This window comes from Parasphingorhabdus sp. (assembly GCF_048267785.1).
Lineage (GTDB): Bacteria > Pseudomonadota > Alphaproteobacteria > Sphingomonadales > Sphingomonadaceae > Parasphingorhabdus.
Map to the genome: position 1 here is coordinate 124,159 of NZ_JBLWWU010000003.1, position 19,283 is coordinate 143,441.

Genomic DNA, 19,283 nt, shown 5'->3' on the forward strand with positions numbered 1-19,283 from the left:
TATTTTTTGACCAGAAGATGTTTCAAGCGGGGATAACATCATGACCAGCAGAAAGCAGCAAGTGCACGATAAAGTCGGAGCGGAACGATCCAGAAAATTGCGCTGGTTATCGGGCAGTTCTGCAACCGCAGCGGCATTTTTGCTGGTCTCGGCTCCGCAACCTGTGCTGGCACAGTCGCATTTGCTTGCGCCCGATTTCAATCCACGGGATATCAGGATTTCGGCCCCGATGAATCCGCTCGCTGTCAATGATGTCCCAATAGCCGCACCCGCCGGCATGGTCGCCATCAATCAACCGCAGGCCACCGCTCCGCCCATATCTGCAACACAGGCATTTCAGGCAGATGTCATATCCTCGACGGAAATGGTTACGGTTGTAAAAGCGGCTGGATCAGATGTTGTAACCACCTTTACGGCCCAAAATATTATCAACTGGGACCCGCTCGACACAGCAAACAGCGATGATCTGATCAACATCCTGCCGACAGGCACGGCCCTGACATTTGTCGGGCCAAGTTCCGGCTTTACAGTCCTCAACCGGATATTGCCCACAGGCACTAATGCGTCCGGCGACCCGCGCGGTATTGCGTTTAACGGAAATGTTTCAAGTCGGTTAGACGCAATAGATGGATCCATAGGTGGCGATATCTGGTTCTACAGTCCCGGCGGGATCGTGATCGGCGCCGATTCCATATTTGACGTCGGCGGGCTGCTGCTCACCACCAACAATATAGATATGATCGACAGCACGATGAGTTTCAGCGGCAACGCCGGAAGCACATCTTCGATAATCATCGAAAATGGCGCCACGATCAACGCCCTGAACGACCGCAGCAGCTACGTCGCCATGGTTGCGCCGCGTATCGTCCAGGGCGGCGATGTGAATGTCGACGGTTCGGTTGCCTATGTCGCCGCCGAACAGGCCGACCTGACCATCAACAACGGACTTTTCGACATCTCGATCGGAGTGGGAACCAGTGATGCCAACGGTGTCGTCCATACCGGAACCACCACCGGACCAGCGTCCGCCCCGAGCGTTAACGGCGACGGCGAAGTGACCAACGCCGACGCACAGTCGATCTATCTGGTTGCTGTTCCCAAAAATGACGCCCTGACCATGTTGGTCGGTGGCAGCATAGGCTATGAACAAGCCGCTTCGGCATCTGTCGTTAATGGCAATATTGTACTCAGCGCCGGAGGCAATGTTACCGTTGGCGGCATAGCAACCGCACCGACAAACTCTATTGAAGAAAATATAACTTCAACCGCAGCCGCCAATATCCAGATTGGCGGCGCCGGTGGGGCCGTATTTGATTCAACGCTCGAACTATTTTCAACCGACGATATCACCCTTTCGGCGTTGTCCGATACCGATTCAATCGTAATTTCGAACCCCGTTGGCTCACAGGATTTGAACCTGACCGCAGGGAACGAGATCAATCTCAACACATCGGGCGGTGGCCAGATACTCGTCAATGGCGACGTGAACCTCACCGCCGGCTCCGGTGCTACCGGTGGTAATATCAACATTAATATTGATCGCACCGGCTTTGGCACCCCGGTCAATACCGGTCTGGTCGTCTCCGGCGATTTGACCATGGACGCCACCGCCACCGGACTCGATGATTTCTTTTCGGTCGTCAACAACGGCGGTACCGGGATCGGGCAGGATGCTGTTGGCGGCAATATTGCGATCAATATCACCGGCGGCGGCGTGCTGGATGTCGGTGGAAATACAAGATTTCTGACCAGCGCCCAGGGCGGGAAAGGCGAGATTCAAAATGGTTTCGGGCAGGCTGGCAATATCGTGTTCACGATGGACAGCGGCACAGTGCTATTTGGCGGTGATCTGGATTTCGACGCATCGGTTCTCAATACCGGCGACGGGAAAATCGCCGGGAATGGAGTCGGGCTGCTAGGCAGCAACAGCACCGCGGGCAATATCGACCTGATCCTGTCGGGCGGCGAGATGACGGTAATCGGCAATCTCGGCTTATCAACCTATGCGATAGCAACCAGCGGTTCGGACGAAACTACAAGCCAGAATAATGTCGCCGTGGCAGGCGCTGCTAATCTCGACATTTCAGGCGGGGTTCACAGCATTGGAAGTCTGGATATCTCCGCTTATGCGACCGGAGGAAGTTCGTTCGATGCAAATGGTAACGGCATTGCCGGTGATGTCAGTCGCGCATCGGTCGATCTTACTCTTAGCAATTCCGATACAAGTCTGACCGTTACGGACTTTATCGTTATCGACGCTACCACCACCGGCAATGTTGTAAACGATCCGGCGCTGGACGCAGTGGCCATCAATATTGTCAACACCGGCGGGGAATCAGGCCTGGCCGTCGCAAATGATATCGATGTCTACACCTCGGCATCCAATGGCGGACCCGGCGGTGCTCTGACCGCCGGATCGGTTTCCATAGTTGCTGATAATGGAGATGTCAGCTTTAGCAATTTATACGTGGATACCAGCATTGTGCTCTTTTCAGAAAACGAAATGAGCCCGCTGGCAACAGCAGGCAATATCAGCTTGATCGCGCAAAATGGTGGGGAAATTTCCGGTGACACTGCAAGCTTTTATGCCAATTCCGATACCGAGAGCACGGTCGGCATCGATGCGTTTGGGGGAGATGTCCTGCTTCACGCCAATGAGGGCTTCATTGTGCTTACCGGAGATCTTGATGTAAATACCAGCGCCCGGGGGGGTGTGAAAGACCCGGCAGATTTGGAAACGACAACCGCGCAGGGCGGAACGATCAGAATGTTGCTCGAGGGAACCTCGCCTGTCACCAGCCGCATCAGTGCTTCCAACATTGATTTCAATGCCGATGGGTCAATCGTTGCCGGTGTGGAAATAACACCAATCTTTGAAGGCAACGGTGGCAGCGGTTTTGGCGGCGACGTCATCTTTGATCTTCTCGGTGGTACATTCGTTGCGAACGATATTGAAGTCAGCGCCGGCGGCGCCGGTGGCGAAGGCGGAATCGAAACAGCATTGGCGCCGGCCATATTGCCGATGCCGGGCATTGCCGCTATGGCCGCTCCAATGGACCTTACCGTGGTTGATGCGCCGATGGCAGGCGGCATTTCTGCGGGTGATGGCGGCGACGGTCAGGGCGGTGATGTCACGTTCAATCTGAATGGTGGCAATGCAACGGTAACCAATTTGACAATCAGCGCGGATGGCTTTGGCGGCAATGGCGCTAGTGGTGATATTCTCAGCGGGACCGCGGGTGGCAACGGCGGTCGTGGCATCGGTGGCAATGCCACGTTCAACGCCATATCCGGCAACCTGACCATCACCAATACCCTCACCGTGTCGGCAGAGGCGAACAACCCCGCAACAGCTCCCTACGCAGCCAATGCCGGAGGCGGATACGGCCTTGGCTCCGACGGCGGCAACGGCGGTGCTGGACTGGGTGGCACTGCAACATTCAACATGATGGGCTCTGCAACCATTGATGCTGCAAACATCCAGGTTAGCACCTCGGCAACCGGCGGTTCTGGTGGAACGACCGCAGATAGATTCGATGGTGTCAACACTATCAACGGTGGCCCGGCTGGATCAGGCGGAGACGCGACCGGCGGCGATGCTGTTATAAATGATACTTCCGGCACTCTGACCTTTGGCTCTGCGACGGTACAGTCATCGGCTACAGGTGGCGACGGGGGCAGCAATTTGGACAATAACGGCGTAGGTTTTGGGAACAATACGGGCGGAAATGGCGGCGCCGCTCAAGGCGGAACTGCCACGATCAATCTTAATCAGGACAATCTCGACAACAGGAATTTCACAGTCGATGCCAGCGCGACCGGCGGGCAAGGCGAAGATGGGTTAACCGGCGGCGACGGAGGCGACGCCTTTGGCGGTGTTGCGGCAATCAACATCAATGGTGCGTCCGTTGATCTGGACGATCCGATAATATTGGCAAACGCGACCGGCGGTAACGGCGGCCAGGGCAAAACTGACGCACTGACCAACAATAACGGCAATAGCGGCAATGGCGGCAGTGCGACCGCTGGCACGGCACGATTACAGGTCACAGGCGCTGGCGGGAATATAGATCTCGACACTATCATTTTGGAAGCCAATGCTACCGGCGGCAACGGAGCCGCAGGCCTTTATCGCTTCGGCGGTGGCATAGAAGGTGGCGATGGCGGATCGGGCGGCAACGCGACAGGCGGCACGGTCGAACTGGTCGCACGAACAGGCGGCACGATTACCCTAATATCCGGCGACTTTACCATGACCAGCACCGGCACCGGAGGAACCGGCGGAGATGGCGGGAACTCCTATGACAGTGCTGCCGGTGATGCTGGCAACGGCGGCGATGCGACAGGCGGCACCGGTCGACTGCTCGCACAGGGCGGCACAATTTCAGGAAATAATCTGCAAATAACCGCAGCCGGTATCGCCGGTGATGGAGGAATTCGGGGTATTCATGACATTTTTGGCACCGATGGTGCAGATGGAACGGGGGGCAATGGCACGGGCGGAACTGGAATTATCGAGGTTCAGGAAGGCAGTCCCGGAATCGTGACCTTTGCCGACGTCACCGTGAATGCCAACGGCACAGGGGGCGGCGGACCGATTGCCGGTTTCGGCGCGGGCGGACGTATAGAGATTTCCGACAGCTCTATCGATCCTGCAGGACTGATAAGCTTCGACAGTCTGACAGCCAATGCCTTTGATACCGCGATCGGAACGGGGACCGGTTCCAGTTCAGCTCCTCTTGGCGGTTTCTTCGCAACGGGCAATAGCGGTGCGATGTCGATCCTTGGCAATCTGGTCGTCGACGTGGCGGGCCACATCGAATATGATTTCGACGGCAACGCGCAGATGACGGTTGGCGGCGATGCCACGCTGATCAGCGGTCAGAATATCCTGATCAATCATAGCAACAATTCGACGCTGGTGAACTCCCTCGACGTCACCGGAACTTTTGATGCGACGGCACAAGCCAATTTCATCAGCACCGACGGCTCGCGGATCAACGCGGGGGGAACCGCCTCGGTTCGCGCCGAACAGGATGCCACCGTTGCCGACATCGCCGGTGTCGGTCTGGTGGACATTTCCGCTCTGCAGAATGTCGCTGTCAACAATGCCGCGGTTACCGGCGTTCCCACAGTAATTGCCATCGGACTGATCTCCTATGTTACCGGGCCGGAATTGACGATCAACGCAGGATATGATCCGACCGGGACCCCTCTCCCCACCTTTGATTCGAGTTACAATGCGACCGTCACCGGCGATGTCACATCGACCGGACTCATCGCCATTGGCGCGGGCGGCAACGCCTATTTCCGCGCCGGAAGCAATGTCGTGTCGGACAATGGCCTGGCGGTCAGAACCGGCGATGACATCGTCATAGAAGCCGGCGCCAGCCTCACCGCGGCCAATAATCCGTCGACCGCCCCCGACGCTCTCTCCCCATTCAGCGATCCGGGAAATCTGATCTTGCAGGCCGGAGACTTTAGCGGCCTGTTCGGCTCTCCGATAGGAATGCCCTTAAGTGCGCCGCTGAGTCCGATCGCCTCAATCATCGCAACCGGCGATCTCAATGCCAATGGTTTCGCGGTCGTCATGACCGCCAATGCGGTCGACGGTCTTGGCGGCACGATCACCGCCGACTCGATCAGCGTCGACAGCAACAACGCGCCGTCGAATAGCGTGCCCCAGAGCGACGACAATGGGCTGCTGAGCGCACAATGCCTCGAAGGCAATGTCTGCCTCGGTACGCTCAACGCAGGCAATCTTGTCTATATCGGCCAGGCGAGCAACAATGACGTGATCCAGGCAGTCGTCGAAAGCGGGACCGTGTCGGCCAATGACATATTGGTCACCACCCGGCGTGATATTGTCATGGGAACGACGGGCATCGCAACCACGCTCAATGCCAGCAATCAGCTGGCGTTGGAGAGTACCGAAGGCGATATTGATCTCGCCGACGTTTCCGCGACCAGCAATGCCATAACCGTCAACGCAGCCGGCAGCTTGCTGGGAACGGCGAATCTCGACAGCACCAGCGATATCGGCATAACGGTTGGAGCGGATATCAACGCGGCTTCGATCACAACCGATGGCCAACTGACCACTGCGTCTCTCGTCGGCGGCGCTCCCGAAAGCCTCTATACGGTACCCGGCAGCATCGCTGTCGGTGTCCTGACACAAAATAGTGATTTCGATATCAACATCGTCGCTGGCGGCGATATCAGCTTTGACCAGATAAACCTGCCCGCAAACCGTTCCATCACGCTGACAGCCGCCACCGGCGATGCCTTTCTCGGCAGCAACAGCAGCGCGACATCGGTCTCGATTCTGGGCAACAATGTCGGCTTCAATGACTTGCTGTCATCTGGCGGCATCACGCTCAACGCCACGACCGGCGACCTGACCGGAACCGGTCCCGGCGACCTGACCGCAGGCGGCAGTATCAATCTCGACGCTGCCAATGCTATCGATATCGGCAACGCTGCCACAACGGGTCTTGGGCAAAGCATCAATCTCTTTGCCAATGATATCACCGCTGGCGCTCTCGCAACAGATAGCGGCGACATTCTGGTATCGGCAGCGCAGAATATCACGCTCGGCTCCGCGGCCACCAGTGCCGGCACACCGACGGCGGGTTCAATCGGCTTGCTCGCCGGCAATGACATTGCCTCGACCGGGACCCTGAACGCCGGCGAAGACGTGGCAATCCGGGCGCTGGGCGATGTCAGCCTTGCGACGGTATCCGCAGGCGATGACGTATCGGTTGACGCAGACGGCGCGATCAGTCTGGCCAGTGCAACGGCCAGCGGCACCGGAATCGACCTGTTCGCCTTGTCGTTCAACACCGCCAATGCCGGTCAGGCCGGATCGATCGCCTTTGCTGGCGAAACACTGACCGGCTCGAACATCCAGCTGGATAGCGGAAGCGATGTGACGGCCACCGGTGCGCTTGATGCATTGGATAATATCAATGTCACTGCAACCGGAACGCCGACCGTCGCCAATGCAATCAGCGGTGGTGACACCACTATTACCGGTGCCTCCGTTACCCTCAACAACGGCACGATCGGCGGCAATCTGACGCTGGCAGCTCTCGCGGGCGATATCGATGGCAACGGTAGCGTGATTGTGGGCGGCGACATCGACCTCGATGCAACCGGCAATGTCGGATTTGGCGACCTTGATGCGCAGGGAGGCACCTTTACCGTTGATGCCGGCGGCAATATAAACTTCGCCAGCGCAGCCAGCAGAAACGGAACAACCCTGAATGCCGGTGGCAATATCACCGGCGGCGACATGTCGTCCGCCGACGATATCACGATCATGGGTAGCGGTGACGCCAATCTGGGGCTGGTTAACAGCAGCACAAATGTCATCGCCCAATTACAGGGCGCCTTTGTTGCAAGTGAAGTTAATGCCGACAAGGCGGACGAGGGTGATGTTGACATCAGCGCCGATAACGGAATCGATATAGCCGATGTCTCGGGCAATGACATATATCTGACCGCCGCAACCGGCCTGGTCAATGTCACGAATAATGTCGATGTGACCAATAGCATTGTCGCATCGGGCGAAGCTGTCTCTATTATAACGCAACAAGATACGACCGTCAGCGCCGAAGCTACCAATGGTGATGTCGAGCTATTCTCGGCAGCCGGTTTGAGAATTCAAAGCGCGCAGGCCACAGGCGACATCAGCATGAACGCCGTCAACGATATCCTGATCGACGGATCGACGAGTGCGGGCAATCAACTGTTGATCACCGCCGACGGTTTGATAGACATTCAGGCCGAAGCAATCGGCAGTACTATAGAAACAGTCAGCGCCGATATGAATATCGGTTCGACCGGCAGCCTTGGTCTGGACGCTTTGACCAGCGATATCGAGATATCCAGCAATGGCAGCACACAGATGAGACTGGGCGACGGGACAGATTTTACCGGCACATTCTCTCTCTCCAATGACGAATTCAACCGGATTCGGTCAGGCGGCAACCTGACATTCTATGCCGCCGAGACCGGACTGGCCGGATATGACCTGACGATTCAGGACCTTTGGGCAAACGCGTTTTTTGACGGAAATTTCGGCACGGATGGAAACTTCAATCTCATTGCAGACCAATCGATAAACGTGATCGGCGATCTGTCTGTCCAGGGCAGCTTTGAAACAAACCTGAATCTCCAGGCTGGCAATGATCTGTTTGTAAACGCCGCAACCGGTTCTGTAGCGATAAGAAATGACAACAGCCTGTCGGGAAATCTTTCCCTCACCGCACGCAATATATACGCGATGACAGATCAGGCTTATGACGATATTCAAGGCATGAACACCGCCGAAAAGGATGCGCGACTTGCCCAGAATGACGGTAATGTCCGGGAAAACGGGTTTATCGTGGCGGGCGCTATCAGCGTTACTCTGCTTGCCAGCCAGTTCTACGTCCAGAATACGGGCAGCGGCACTGATTTTGATGCCCGGCGCGGCTTTGTTGCCGGCGACGGCGGACTGACAATCAACAGCGGCCCCAGTGGAATCACACCCATTGTCATTAATGGCATTATAAATGATGTAACAGGTATTGCGGTCATTCCAGCCACGGCAATATCGGGCGCCGGTTACGATCCTCAATCAACAATCAACGGCTGTTTAATCGCCAATCCTGCGAGTTGCGGGCCCACTCCGCCACCCACACCAACGCCAGACACGCCACAACTGAACGATCCGGTTCAGGATGTAATCGAAGAAGAGGTCACGCCGGAAAAATATGAAGCGGATCCGCTTGCGACCAATCTGATCGAGATCAAGGAAAATGAAGACTTGATCAACGATCCGTTGATCGACGAACCGGTGACCGGGGCCGGCAATGATGATCTTTGGGTGCGCGAATTTGATTGCGAGCTCAATAATAGCGGGCAATGCCAGACCGATGAAGATGAGGACGAAGAAGAGCTTGAACCGGCAGAATGATCGCGGCGAACAATTGATCGGTTGACCTTTTGCGCGGAAAGCCATTAGGCGATGGATGATGAATGACAATGCCGCACATCCGCTGAAACTGTTCAACAGCCTGACTCGCCAGATGGAAGAGTTCGCGCCCGTCCACCCCGGCGAAGCGCGCGTTTACACCTGCGGTCCGACGGTTTATAATTATCAGCATATCGGCAATATGCGCGCCTATATTTTTGCCGACCTTCTCGGTCGCACGCTCAGATGGAAGGGCTATAGGCTCACCCATATCATCAACATCACCGATGTCGGCCATCTGACCTCCGATGCCGACGCCGGCGATGACAAGATGGAAAAGGCCGCCGCGCAATCCGGAAAGTCCGCCTGGGACATCGCCAAATATTATACCGATGCCTATTGGCAGGATATCGACCGCCTCAACATCCGGCAGCCAGCAAAATGGGCAATCGCCACCGACCATGTCGAAGAAATGATCGCCTTCGCCAAAAGCATCGCCGACAAACATTGCTACGAGCTGGAAAGCGGACTTTACTTCGATACGTCCACTGTGCCGCATTATGGCCAATTGGCGCGCGCCAATACCGACGAAGGCGAAAGCCGGATCGACCCGGTTGCGGGCAAGCGCAACCAGACCGATTTTGCGATCTGGCGCAAGACACCAGCGGGCGAGACCCGGCAGATGGAATGGGATAGCCCCTGGGGCAAGGGCGCGCCGGGCTGGCATCTCGAATGTTCGCAGATGAGCAACAAATATCTCGGCGAACAATTTGATATTCACACCGGCGGGATCGACCATCGCGAGATTCATCATCCCAATGAAATTGCCCAGAACCAGGCACATAGCTGCACCGAGCACAGCGGCGCGAATATCTGGATGCACAATAATTTCCTGATCGACAGAGCGGGCAAGATGTCCAAGTCGAGCGGCGATTTCCTCCGCCTGCAGGTTTTGATAGACCGGGGCTTCCATCCCCTCGCCTATCGCCTGCTGTGCCTGCAGGCCCACTATCGCAGCGAGCTGGAATTCAGCTGGGACAATCTGGCTGCTGCGCTGACGCGGTTGAAGCGGATTGTTATCGGTGTGGAGCGACTGCGGGAGAAAGCCGACGGGCAGACGGCACCAATAGAACATCCCGCTCTCATGCAATTGCGGGACAAGTTTGATGCTGCATTGAGCGAGGATTTGAACAGTTCGAAAGGCCTGCCGCTGCTCGAGGAATTACTCACTCTGAAAAAACTGCCGGCCGATCAGAGGATGAATTTGCTGTCGGAAATGGACTCGGTTTTCGGACTGGAGCTTGATAGTCTGAAACGCGATCAGTTACGCGTTCAACCGGCAGACGCAAAAATTGATAAAAGCACCATCGAAGCAAAACTCGACCAGCGCCAGCAGGCCAAATCGGAAAAAGATTTCGCGACCGCCGATGCTATTCGTGACGAACTCATCGCTCACGGCGTCGAACTGATGGATGGCGACCCGCTGCGCTGGGACTGGAAAATAGAGATATAGTTTTTGGCTTTCTGCTATCCGCGCCCATATGGACGGGCTGGTTGCACAACGCTGGAATAGAAATGCGGATTTCCGTTTAAACGGGAACGGCAATTTTAGGAGGATGACGTTATGACCACGAAACCCAAAGCCGCCATGGCTTCGCTCGTTCGCCCACTGGTCGAACCGCATTGCGGGGATCTGGATGTCACATGGTTCACCAGCACCGAAGAAGCGATGGAAATCGCACCGCATGCCGAGATCGGCTGGTTCGACATGTATGACAAGGACAAGATGGCGGAGATCATCTCTGCTGCCACCAGCCTCAAGTGGCTCAACAGCATTTACGCGGGCGTCGAGCATTTTCCGCTAGAACAGCTCAAGGCGCAGGGCACGATGTTGACCAACGGTGCCGGCCTCAACAGCGCCCCGATTGCCGAATTTGCCGTGATGATGATGCTCGCCGCCGCCAAGCGCAGCGATATCCTTCTCGACAACCAGCGCCAGCACAACTGGCTCGAAACACCACCGGGTACCGCAGAGATTGACGACAGCAAGGCGCTGATCATCGGCTATGGCGGCATCGGCCAGCAGATCGCCAAAAAACTGTCCGGCTTTGACGTCGAGGTAACCGCTGTCCGGCGCACCGCGACCGGAGAAGCCAATGTCATCGGGCTGAACGACTGGCGCGACCGGCTCGGGGAATTTGACTGGGTCTTCGTTTCCGCGCCTGCAACCAGCGACACGAAACATATGTTCGGCGCGGAAGAATTTGCCGCGATGAAATCCTCCGCCTGGCTGGTCAATGTCGCGCGCGGATCGCTGGTCGATCAGGATGCCTTGCTTGCCGCGCTGAATGACAAGACCATCGGCGGAGCCGCACTTGACGTGACCGATCCCGAACCCCTGCCGGCCGACCACCCGCTGTGGGACGCGCCCAATTGCATGATCACCATGCACATGTCGGGGCAAGCGCAAACCCGCATGTTTCAGCGTGCCGCCGCCCGCTTCGTCGAGAATCTGAAACGCTACCGGAATGGCGAACAGATGATCGCCGTCGCCGACTTTGACCGCGGATATTGAGGGGGGTGACTTGCAGGCTATTTTGACTTATCAACCAAGAACATAGGGGTTGGATGAGTCTCCTTCTTGAGGGGGAAGAGGGTCATCAGGGTCGCAGCCATTTACTCGCACACAAACTGGTCATCACGATCAGGGAAGGACCCACATGACCAAAGCATCCGATCTTTTTGTAGAATGTCTCGAGAATGAAGGCGTTGAGTATCTGTTCGGCGTTCCCGGTGAGGAAAATCTCGACATGCTCGACAGCCTGTCGCGCTCCAAGAAAATCAAGCTCATTCTCACCCGTCACGAACAGGGCGCCGGCTTCATGGCCGCGACCTACGGGCGGCATACCGGCAAGACCGGCGTTTGCATGGCGACACTTGGCCCCGGCGCCACCAATCTGGTGACGGCAGCGGCCTATGCGCAGCTCGGCGGCATGCCGATCCTGATGGTCACCGGCCAGAAGCCGATCAAGAAATCCAAACAGGGCCGTTTCCAGATTCTCGACGTTGTCGACATGATGGGACCGATCACCAAATTCACGCATCAGCTGGCTTCTGCGGACAATATCCCGAGCCGCGTGCGCGAAGCGATCCGGCTCGCCGAGGAAGAAAAGCCCGGCGCCACCCATATCGAATTTCCGGAAGATATTGCCGACGAGGAAACGGACTCGACCCCGATCACGCCAAGCCTGGCCCGACGCCCTATCGCCGAAGCAAAAGCCGTACGCGCCGCGACCAAGAAAATCGAGGGTGCCAAATCCCCGATCATAGTCATCGGGGGCGGTGCCAACCGGACCACCACTGGTCGCATGCTCACGCAATTTATCGAGAAGACCGGCATACCCTTTGTCACCACACAGCTCGGCAAGGGCGTGGTCGACGAAACCCACAAGGAATTCATGGGTTGCGCGGCCCTATCGGCGAATGATTTTGTCCATCGCGCGATTGGCGCCGCCGACCTGATCATCAACGTCGGTCATGATGTGATCGAAAAGCCGCCCTTCTTCATGGCGACCGGCAGCACCGAAGTCATCCACGTGTCGATGAACAGCGCCGAGGTCGATCCGGTCTATTTCCCGCAGATCGAAGTGATCGGCGATATCGGTAACGCCATCTGGCAGATGAAGGAAGATATCGTTCCCTCCGGCAGCTGGAATTTCGACGCGATGTACAAGGCGCGCCAGGCCGAGGAAGAACATACGGACTCGATGGACGATGATCTGCGCTGCCCTATCTATCCGCCCCATCTCGTCAAGGTCGTGCGTCAAGCGATGCCGGCCGACGGCATTATCTGCCTCGACAATGGCGTCTACAAGATCTGGTTCGCCCGCAATTACAAGGCGCGCCAGGCCAATACGGTATTGCTCGACAATGCGCTGGCGACCATGGGCGCCGGCCTGCCCTCGGCCATGGCCTCGGCGATGGTCTATCCCGACCGCAAGGTCATGGCGATCTGCGGCGATGGCGGGTTCATGATGAACAGCCAGGAAATGGAAACCGCGGTCCGGCTGAAGCTCAACATCACCGTGCTGGTGCTGAACGACAACAGCTACGGCATGATCCGCTGGAAACAGGCGAACATGGGCTTCAAGGACTGGGGCCTGACTTATGGCAACCCCGGCTTTGTCAAATATGCCGAGGCTTATGGTGCCAATGGCTACCGGATCACCAGTGCCCAGGACCTGCAGGAAACGATCGACAAATGCCTCAACAGCGAAGGCGTGCATCTGATCGAGGTTCCGGTCGATTATTCCGACAATGATCGCATCCTGAATCACGAGATCAAGGAACTCAGCGCGAAGGTTTGAACGAGACACGTATGACACAGTTAAAAGACGTCTATCCGCTTTATCTGAACAACGAAGCGGTGCAGCCCAATACCGATCTGGAAGTCACCGACAAATATAGCAATGAAGTCGCTTTCCGGACAGCGTTGGCGACACCCGATGTCATCGAACAGGCAATCGCGGGAGCCGTGGAGGCTACGGCACCGATGGCGGCGATGGCCAGCTATGAACGGCAGGATGTTCTGCAGCATTGTGTGGATCGTTTCAAGGAACGCTATGACGAGCTTGCCTACGCGCTCTGTGTCGAAGCGGGAAAACCGATCAAGGATGCCGAGGGCGAAGTCGGACGGCTGATCGACACCTTCCGGATTGCTGCTGAAGAAGCGGTGCGCAATTATGGCGAAGTCCAGCCGCTCGACATTTCCGCACGCGCAAAAGGCTATATGGGCATGTGGAAACGTGTGCCTATCGGCCCGTGCAGCTTTATTTCCCCGTTCAATTTCCCGCTCAACCTGGCGGCGCATAAAGTTGCACCGGCCATTGCGGTGGGTTGTCCGTTCGTGATGAAACCGGCAAGCAAGACACCGCTCGGCGCGATCATCATGGGCGAGATACTGGCAGAGACCAACCTGCCAAAAGGCGCCTTCTCGATTCTACCCGCAAGTCGGGATGGCGCCGATTTGTTCACGGTCGACGAGCGTCTGAAGCTGCTGTCTTTTACAGGTTCGCCGGGCGTTGGCTGGGATTTGAAGGCCAAAGCAGGCAAGAAGCCGGTCATCCTGGAGCTGGGTGGCAACGCGGCCGTAGTGGTCGACCATGACGCCGATCTCGACGATGCGCTCGAACGGATTGTCTTTGGCGCTTTTTATCAGTCCGGCCAAAGCTGCATCGGCGTGCAGCGGATCATCATTCACGAAAGCATCTACGACCGGTTCAAGGACATGCTGGTCGCCCGGACCAAGACACTGGTCGCGGGCGATCCCAAGGATCGCAACACGTTCATCGGCCCGATGATTTCCGAAGGCGAAGCATCGCGCCTGCATGGCTGGATTGAAAGCGCGGTAGCAGGCGGAGCGAAGCTGCTGTGCGGCGGCAATCGGAAAGGCAATATGCTCGAAGCGACGCTGCTGGAAGATGTCGACACCAACGCCGATGCCTATCGCGAGGAAGCTTTTGGTCCCCTCGCCCTGCTCTCCAAATTCAGCGACTTTGGTGCGGCGATGGACGAGGTCAATGACAGCAAATTCGGCTTGCAGGCCGGTATTTTTACCCGCGATATATTCAAGTCACTGGATGCCTGGGATCATCTTGATGTGGGCGGCGTGGTGATCAATGACGTGCCGTCCTACCGCGTCGACAATATGCCTTATGGCGGCGTCAAGGACAGCGGTCTGGGCCGCGAGGGTATAAGATTTGCGATGGAAGACATGACCGAAATCCGCAATCTTGTGATCCGGCGGAAGCCGGGCTAGCCCTTCAGACCGCCAGCTTCGGACAATGCGACATTGCTTGCCCGCAATTTCGACTTGAGCGCATCACCGATACGCTGATCAACAATATTTCTTACCTCAGGATTTTTCTTGAGGTAGTTCCGCAATAGCGGAGCCGGGATGCACCACAGTCTGGAATCTTGCGATAGAGTGACCGTTCCCGTCGCTTTGTCAGAGGACAATATCGTACCCTCACCGATCAGCTGCCCCGCCTTGCAATGGCCGACAATTTTATCCCTGCTTCGCACTTCGGCCATGCCGGCGGCCAGATAATATAAATTGTCCACCGCGGTCCCTTCCCGGATCAATTCTATTCCCGCCTTACGCCCGATCCAGAACCCCTGGTCAATCAAACCTCGCGCCTCCAGTCCGCTCAGCCCCGCAAATGCAGTTCGCACCATATCGGCTTCTTCCCGGTTCAGGAAAACGGAGCGTTCCGCCAGGATCAGGCGGACCAGCTGGAACAGGTTGACGATCAGCAACGCCGTTTCCCAGAATACGGCAACGGGGTCGTTCAGAATGAATATCGAATAGGCGATGCCGGCAAGCGCAGAACCAATCACGCCGACGCGCAACCAGAACATTTTGCGGCTCAGCATCGATACTATCAGCAAGATATAGGAAAGATGGCCCAGCAGGCCGTTGGGCGAAAGCGCAGACTCTATAGTGAATTCCATAACCCCGTTCCTCTCCGAGTCTCAACATCCCTCCGCTTGCCGTCCGGAATCCGCACTAGACATTATTCCAGTAGCGCGTTTCTTCCCACAATCCAAATCACAGGCGATCGACATCCCTTAGAATCAAGGACATAGCAGCTTCATCCTCAGGCCATAACCGTTGCCGATACGTCACATAGGTTTTGCGATCCTTCGCTGTTTCACAGTCAAGACCCTAAAAAATAAAAGAAATCGGGTTATTTTCGTTTGCATTGGTCGGGGGTTGGCGGATAGGTATCTCCGTCGCTATGATAATCGGCAAGGGTCGCGTTGTGCTGAATTAGGGGACCGGTTGAAAAACCGGAATAGGCAACGATGCAGATGGGGATAAGAAAATCGTGGATGCCCGGCTGGTCTGTACTGGCCGCTGGCCTGTTCTGTTCGGCTCTCGTCGCAACGGCATTGTTCATCTCGACCATGGCCAGCCCCACTCCCGTTGAAGCAGCCACCGATATTGCCGACGGCACCTATCTGGGCGTGGCGTCCTGCGGCGCAACGACCTGTCACGGACGACAGGAAGCCGACGGCAAGATTGTCAGGCAGGACGAAATCATGCGCTGGCAGGAAGAATCCACACCCGGCGGCGCGCATAGCCGCGCGTTTCGTGTTCTTCGCGAACCACGCAGCATCGCGATAGCCAAGCGTCTCGGCCTCAAGGATGCCGCCTCTGCTTCAGAATGCCTGGGTTGTCATACGACAGACGCAGCGCGCAAAGGCCCCCGTTTCCAGATCAATGACGGCGTTGGTTGCGAATCCTGTCACGGCGCATCGTCCGGCTGGATTTCCAGCCATTATGCGGTCGGTGCCAGCCACGCCCGCAATGTTGCGCACGGTCTGATCCCGCTCGACAATCCCAAGGCCCGCGCCAGCGTCTGCCTCGACTGCCATTTCGGCAGCGCCAAGAAAGGCCAGTTTGTCGATCACCGGATCATGGCTGCCGGCCATCCGCGCATTTCTTTCGAGATGGACCTGTTCTCCACCCTGCAACAGCATCATGACGAGGATGTCGACTATGTCCGCCGCAAGGGCCGGACAAACAGCGTCCAGTTCTGGGCCGTGGGTCAGGCAATGGCGCTCGAACGCTCGCTGAACCTATTCACCAAGCCATCTCTGGGCACAGAGGGTATTTTCCCGGAATTTTATTTCTACGACTGCCACAGCTGTCACCGCCGGATTTATGACGATGCCTCCGCCCGTCCGACATCGATCGACAATCCCGGACGCCCCATTCCCGAAGGCATGCCGCCCTATAATGACGAGAATATGATCATGCTCAGCGCAGCGATCAAAATAGCGGCACCTGATATTGCGGCTGATTTCGACAGCCGGTCCAAAGCCTTCCATGCGGCGATGGCGCAAGGCCGGGAACCCGCCGTACAGGAAGCGGCCAGATTGCGGCAATATGCGGCCCAGCTGGCCGATCGTTTCTCCCGCGCCAGCTTTGGCCGGGACCAGACCTTCCAGATCATGGAAACCATTGCCGGTCAGGCAATATCGCCGCGCTTCACCGACTATGAAGGCAGCGTTCAGGCGGTCATGGCCGTCGACACTTTGCTCAACGGACTGGTCAACAGTGGCCAGGTCAGCGAATCTGCCGCATCCAGCCTGCGCGGACAGATCAATGTCGCTTATGCCGCCGTTGCCGAGCCCAATGATTATGAACCATTGAAATATCGCCGGGCACTTGGCAGCGCGGTCCGCACAATCCGGTCGCTCAGATAGAGGATTTGATAATGCGCAAGCCCTATTTGACCTCCGCCATTTCTGCCTTCGCGCTGGTGCTGGCCTCCTGCGGCGGCGGTGGTGATAGCAATGATTTTGGCGGGACACCTTCCCCCGCACCGGCTCCGACCCCGGCGCCAACACCGCCGCCAACCGGAACCGGCGGCGCGTTCACGGCACCGGCACAACGATCGCTGTCGGTCACCGATGTACAAACGATCATTGCACAGGCGGTCGGCGAAGCACAGGCGCGTAACCTTCCATCGGTGATCGCGGTGGTTGACCGGGTCGGCAACGTGCTCGCGGTGTTTGACATGAACGGTTCGAACGGCGGATCAACCGAGGTTACGATCAGCAACAGGCAGATCGGAGGCCTTGCCAGCCCGGCCAATCTTGTCGGGCTGCAGGGACAACAAGTTCCGGCGGCGGCAGCGGCTATCGCCAAGGCAGTGACCGGAGCCTATCTGTCGAGCGGCGGCAATGCCTTTTCTTCCCGCACCGCCAGCCAGATCGCGCAGGAACATTTTCCGCCGGCACCGACCACCGTCGGTCTGGAAAGCGGACCGCTATTCGGCGTGCAGTTCAGCCAGCTACCATGCTCCGATTTGACCCAGCGGTTCAACGCCATGGGCGGTGCCGGGGCGCTGATCGGGCCGAAAAGATCGCCGCTCGGGCTGGCCGCCGATCCCGGCGGACTGCCGCTCTATAAAGACGGCGTAGTCGTCGGCGGCATCGGCGGGATGGGCGATGGCGGCTATGCGTTTGGCCCCAATATTCTAGACGTCGATGTTGATGATGAAGAGGCGATAGCCCTCGCCGGCATTCAGGGCTATGCGCCCCCCGCGTCCATTACCGCCAACCGGATTTCGGTCGATGGCACATCCCTGCGATTCAGCGATATGGTGGTTTCTGACCTGTCACCGCTGAAAAGCAATTTCGCCGCTATCAACAACTCAGTTGGCAGTCTTATTCCTGTTACGGGTTATACGAACGGCCCAATCATCGCGGGCACCGCTTACGGAACGGAGGCGTCCGGTGTCCGGGCTGCAACGGCCACGGAATTCAGCAACAGCGATGCCTTCGTGCTGACCGACGGGAGCGGCACCAATCGCTATCCTATCCGCGGCGGTACCGATGCTGCGGCGGTAACCACTCCGCTAACGGCGGCGGAAGTCCGTGCCATACTGGAAGAAGCCTTCATCATCTTCAGCCGGGCAAGAGCGCAAATTCGTCAGCCGCTGGACAGCCGGATGCAGGCAACCGTGAGTGTCGTTGATACCCATGGCCAGATTCTGGGTATCGTGCGCACCCCGGACGGCCCGATTTTCGGTACCGACGTTTCTCTACAAAAAGCCAGAACGGCGGCCTTTGTCTCCAACGCAGTTGCGGCCCAGCAATTGCTGGGCACACCGGCATTTCCGCCCCTGGCCAACGTCTCGTCCTATGTGCAGCGTGTGCGGACTTTTCTGGGCGACCCCAATGCGCTGACCGGCACCGTCGCCTTTGCCGATCGCTCCGGCGGCAATCTTTCCAGACCCTATTTCCCCGATGGTGAAATAGGCCGCCCACCCGGCCCGCTGTCGGTCGCCCAATCGGGGCAATTTAGTCCTTTTGCGGTCGGACTACAGCTCGATCTTGTCGTACCCAATATAGTGACCCATGTCGGATATGTCCGGTCCAACGGCGGCAGTCCCGATACAGCGCAACAATGCACCCAACTGCCAGCAATACCGGCAACCGGCGGTCAGGTCCGCCTCGCCAATGGCATGCAGATTTTTCCGGGCAGCGTGCCGATCTATCGCGGTAACCAACTGATCGGCGGGATCGGTGTTTCCGGTGATGGCATCGACCAGGACGATATGGCGAGCTTCCTCGGGCTCTACAATGCCGGTCAGCGTGTCGGCACTATCGGACATGCGCCAAAGGCGATACGCGCCGACAATATCGTCGTTGATCTCGGCAATGCCAATGTCCGTCTGCGTTATGTGAACTGTCCCTTTGCGCCGTTCCTCGACAGCGATGAACAAAATGTCTGCGAGGGACTGTAGGA

Annotated in this window: 8 protein-coding genes; 7 read left to right on the plus strand and 1 reads right to left on the minus strand. The window is 57.3% G+C overall.

The window, feature by feature from the left end; all coding sequences use genetic code 11:
- Positions 1–40: 40 nt before the first annotated feature.
- The 5 genes from ACN0VD_RS03945 to ACN0VD_RS03965 all read left to right on the plus strand — a co-directional run bounded on the left by ACN0VD_RS03945 (position 41) and on the right by ACN0VD_RS03965 (position 14,777).
- Positions 41–8,962 (plus strand): beta strand repeat-containing protein, encoded by an 8,922-nt coding sequence (locus ACN0VD_RS03945; RefSeq protein WP_417591830.1) that lies wholly within the window; start codon positions 41–43, stop codon positions 8,960–8,962.
- Between the two features lie 58 nt (positions 8,963–9,020).
- Positions 9,021–10,472: a cysteine--tRNA ligase gene (cysS, locus tag ACN0VD_RS03950; protein ID WP_417591976.1), complete on the plus strand. Its 1,452-nt coding sequence runs from the start codon at positions 9,021–9,023 to the stop codon at positions 10,470–10,472.
- 111 nt (positions 10,473–10,583) lie between these two features.
- The gene (locus tag ACN0VD_RS03955; RefSeq protein WP_417591832.1) at positions 10,584–11,534 is read left to right on the plus strand and encodes a D-2-hydroxyacid dehydrogenase; all 951 of its coding nucleotides are present in this window, start codon (positions 10,584–10,586) and stop codon (positions 11,532–11,534) included.
- 145 nt (positions 11,535–11,679) lie between these two features.
- Positions 11,680–13,326: an acetolactate synthase large subunit gene (locus ACN0VD_RS03960; protein WP_417591834.1), complete on the plus strand. Its 1,647-nt coding sequence runs from the start codon at positions 11,680–11,682 to the stop codon at positions 13,324–13,326.
- An 11-nt stretch (positions 13,327–13,337) separates the two neighbouring features.
- Positions 13,338–14,777 carry an aldehyde dehydrogenase family protein gene (locus ACN0VD_RS03965; protein ID WP_417591836.1) on the plus strand — a complete coding sequence of 480 codons (1,440 nt, stop codon included), beginning with the start codon at positions 13,338–13,340 and terminating at the stop codon, positions 14,775–14,777.
- On the opposite strand, the gene ACN0VD_RS03970 is transcribed toward ACN0VD_RS03965, so the two are convergent.
- Complete coding sequence (locus ACN0VD_RS03970) at positions 14,774–15,472, minus strand: cyclic nucleotide-binding domain-containing protein (RefSeq protein ID WP_417591838.1); 699 nt, start codon at positions 15,470–15,472, stop codon at positions 14,774–14,776. The genes ACN0VD_RS03965 and ACN0VD_RS03970 overlap by 4 nt on opposite strands.
- A 381-nt stretch (positions 15,473–15,853) precedes the next feature.
- Here ACN0VD_RS03970 and ACN0VD_RS03975 point away from each other — a divergent pair, with 381 nt between their 5' ends.
- Together ACN0VD_RS03975 and ACN0VD_RS03980 are read left to right on the plus strand one after the other, a co-directional pair.
- Positions 15,854–17,233 carry a multiheme c-type cytochrome gene (locus ACN0VD_RS03975; protein WP_417591840.1) on the plus strand — a complete coding sequence of 460 codons (1,380 nt, stop codon included), beginning with the start codon at positions 15,854–15,856 and terminating at the stop codon, positions 17,231–17,233.
- 11 nt (positions 17,234–17,244) lie between these two features.
- Positions 17,245–19,281: a heme-binding protein gene (locus tag ACN0VD_RS03980; protein ID WP_417591842.1), complete on the plus strand. Its 2,037-nt coding sequence runs from the start codon at positions 17,245–17,247 to the stop codon at positions 19,279–19,281.
- Positions 19,282–19,283 lie beyond the last annotated feature (2 nt).

What these genes read in the sequence shown, in the direction of transcription:
- ACN0VD_RS03945 (WP_417591830.1), top strand. Translation starts at nt 41, where the DNA reads ATGACCAGCAGAAAGCAGCAAGTGCACGATAAAGTCGGAGCGGAACGA.
- cysS (WP_417591976.1), top strand. Translation starts at nt 9,021, where the DNA reads ATGAATGACAATGCCGCACATCCGCTGAAACTGTTCAACAGCCTGACT.
- ACN0VD_RS03955 (WP_417591832.1), top strand. Translation starts at nt 10,584, where the DNA reads ATGACCACGAAACCCAAAGCCGCCATGGCTTCGCTCGTTCGCCCACTG.
- ACN0VD_RS03960 (WP_417591834.1), top strand. Translation starts at nt 11,680, where the DNA reads ATGACCAAAGCATCCGATCTTTTTGTAGAATGTCTCGAGAATGAAGGC.
- ACN0VD_RS03965 (WP_417591836.1), top strand. Translation starts at nt 13,338, where the DNA reads ATGACACAGTTAAAAGACGTCTATCCGCTTTATCTGAACAACGAAGCG.
- ACN0VD_RS03970 (WP_417591838.1), bottom strand. Translation starts at nt 15,472, where the DNA reads ATGGAATTCACTATAGAGTCTGCGCTTTCGCCCAACGGCCTGCTGGGC.
- ACN0VD_RS03975 (WP_417591840.1), top strand. Translation starts at nt 15,854, where the DNA reads ATGCCCGGCTGGTCTGTACTGGCCGCTGGCCTGTTCTGTTCGGCTCTC.
- ACN0VD_RS03980 (WP_417591842.1), top strand. Translation starts at nt 17,245, where the DNA reads ATGCGCAAGCCCTATTTGACCTCCGCCATTTCTGCCTTCGCGCTGGTG.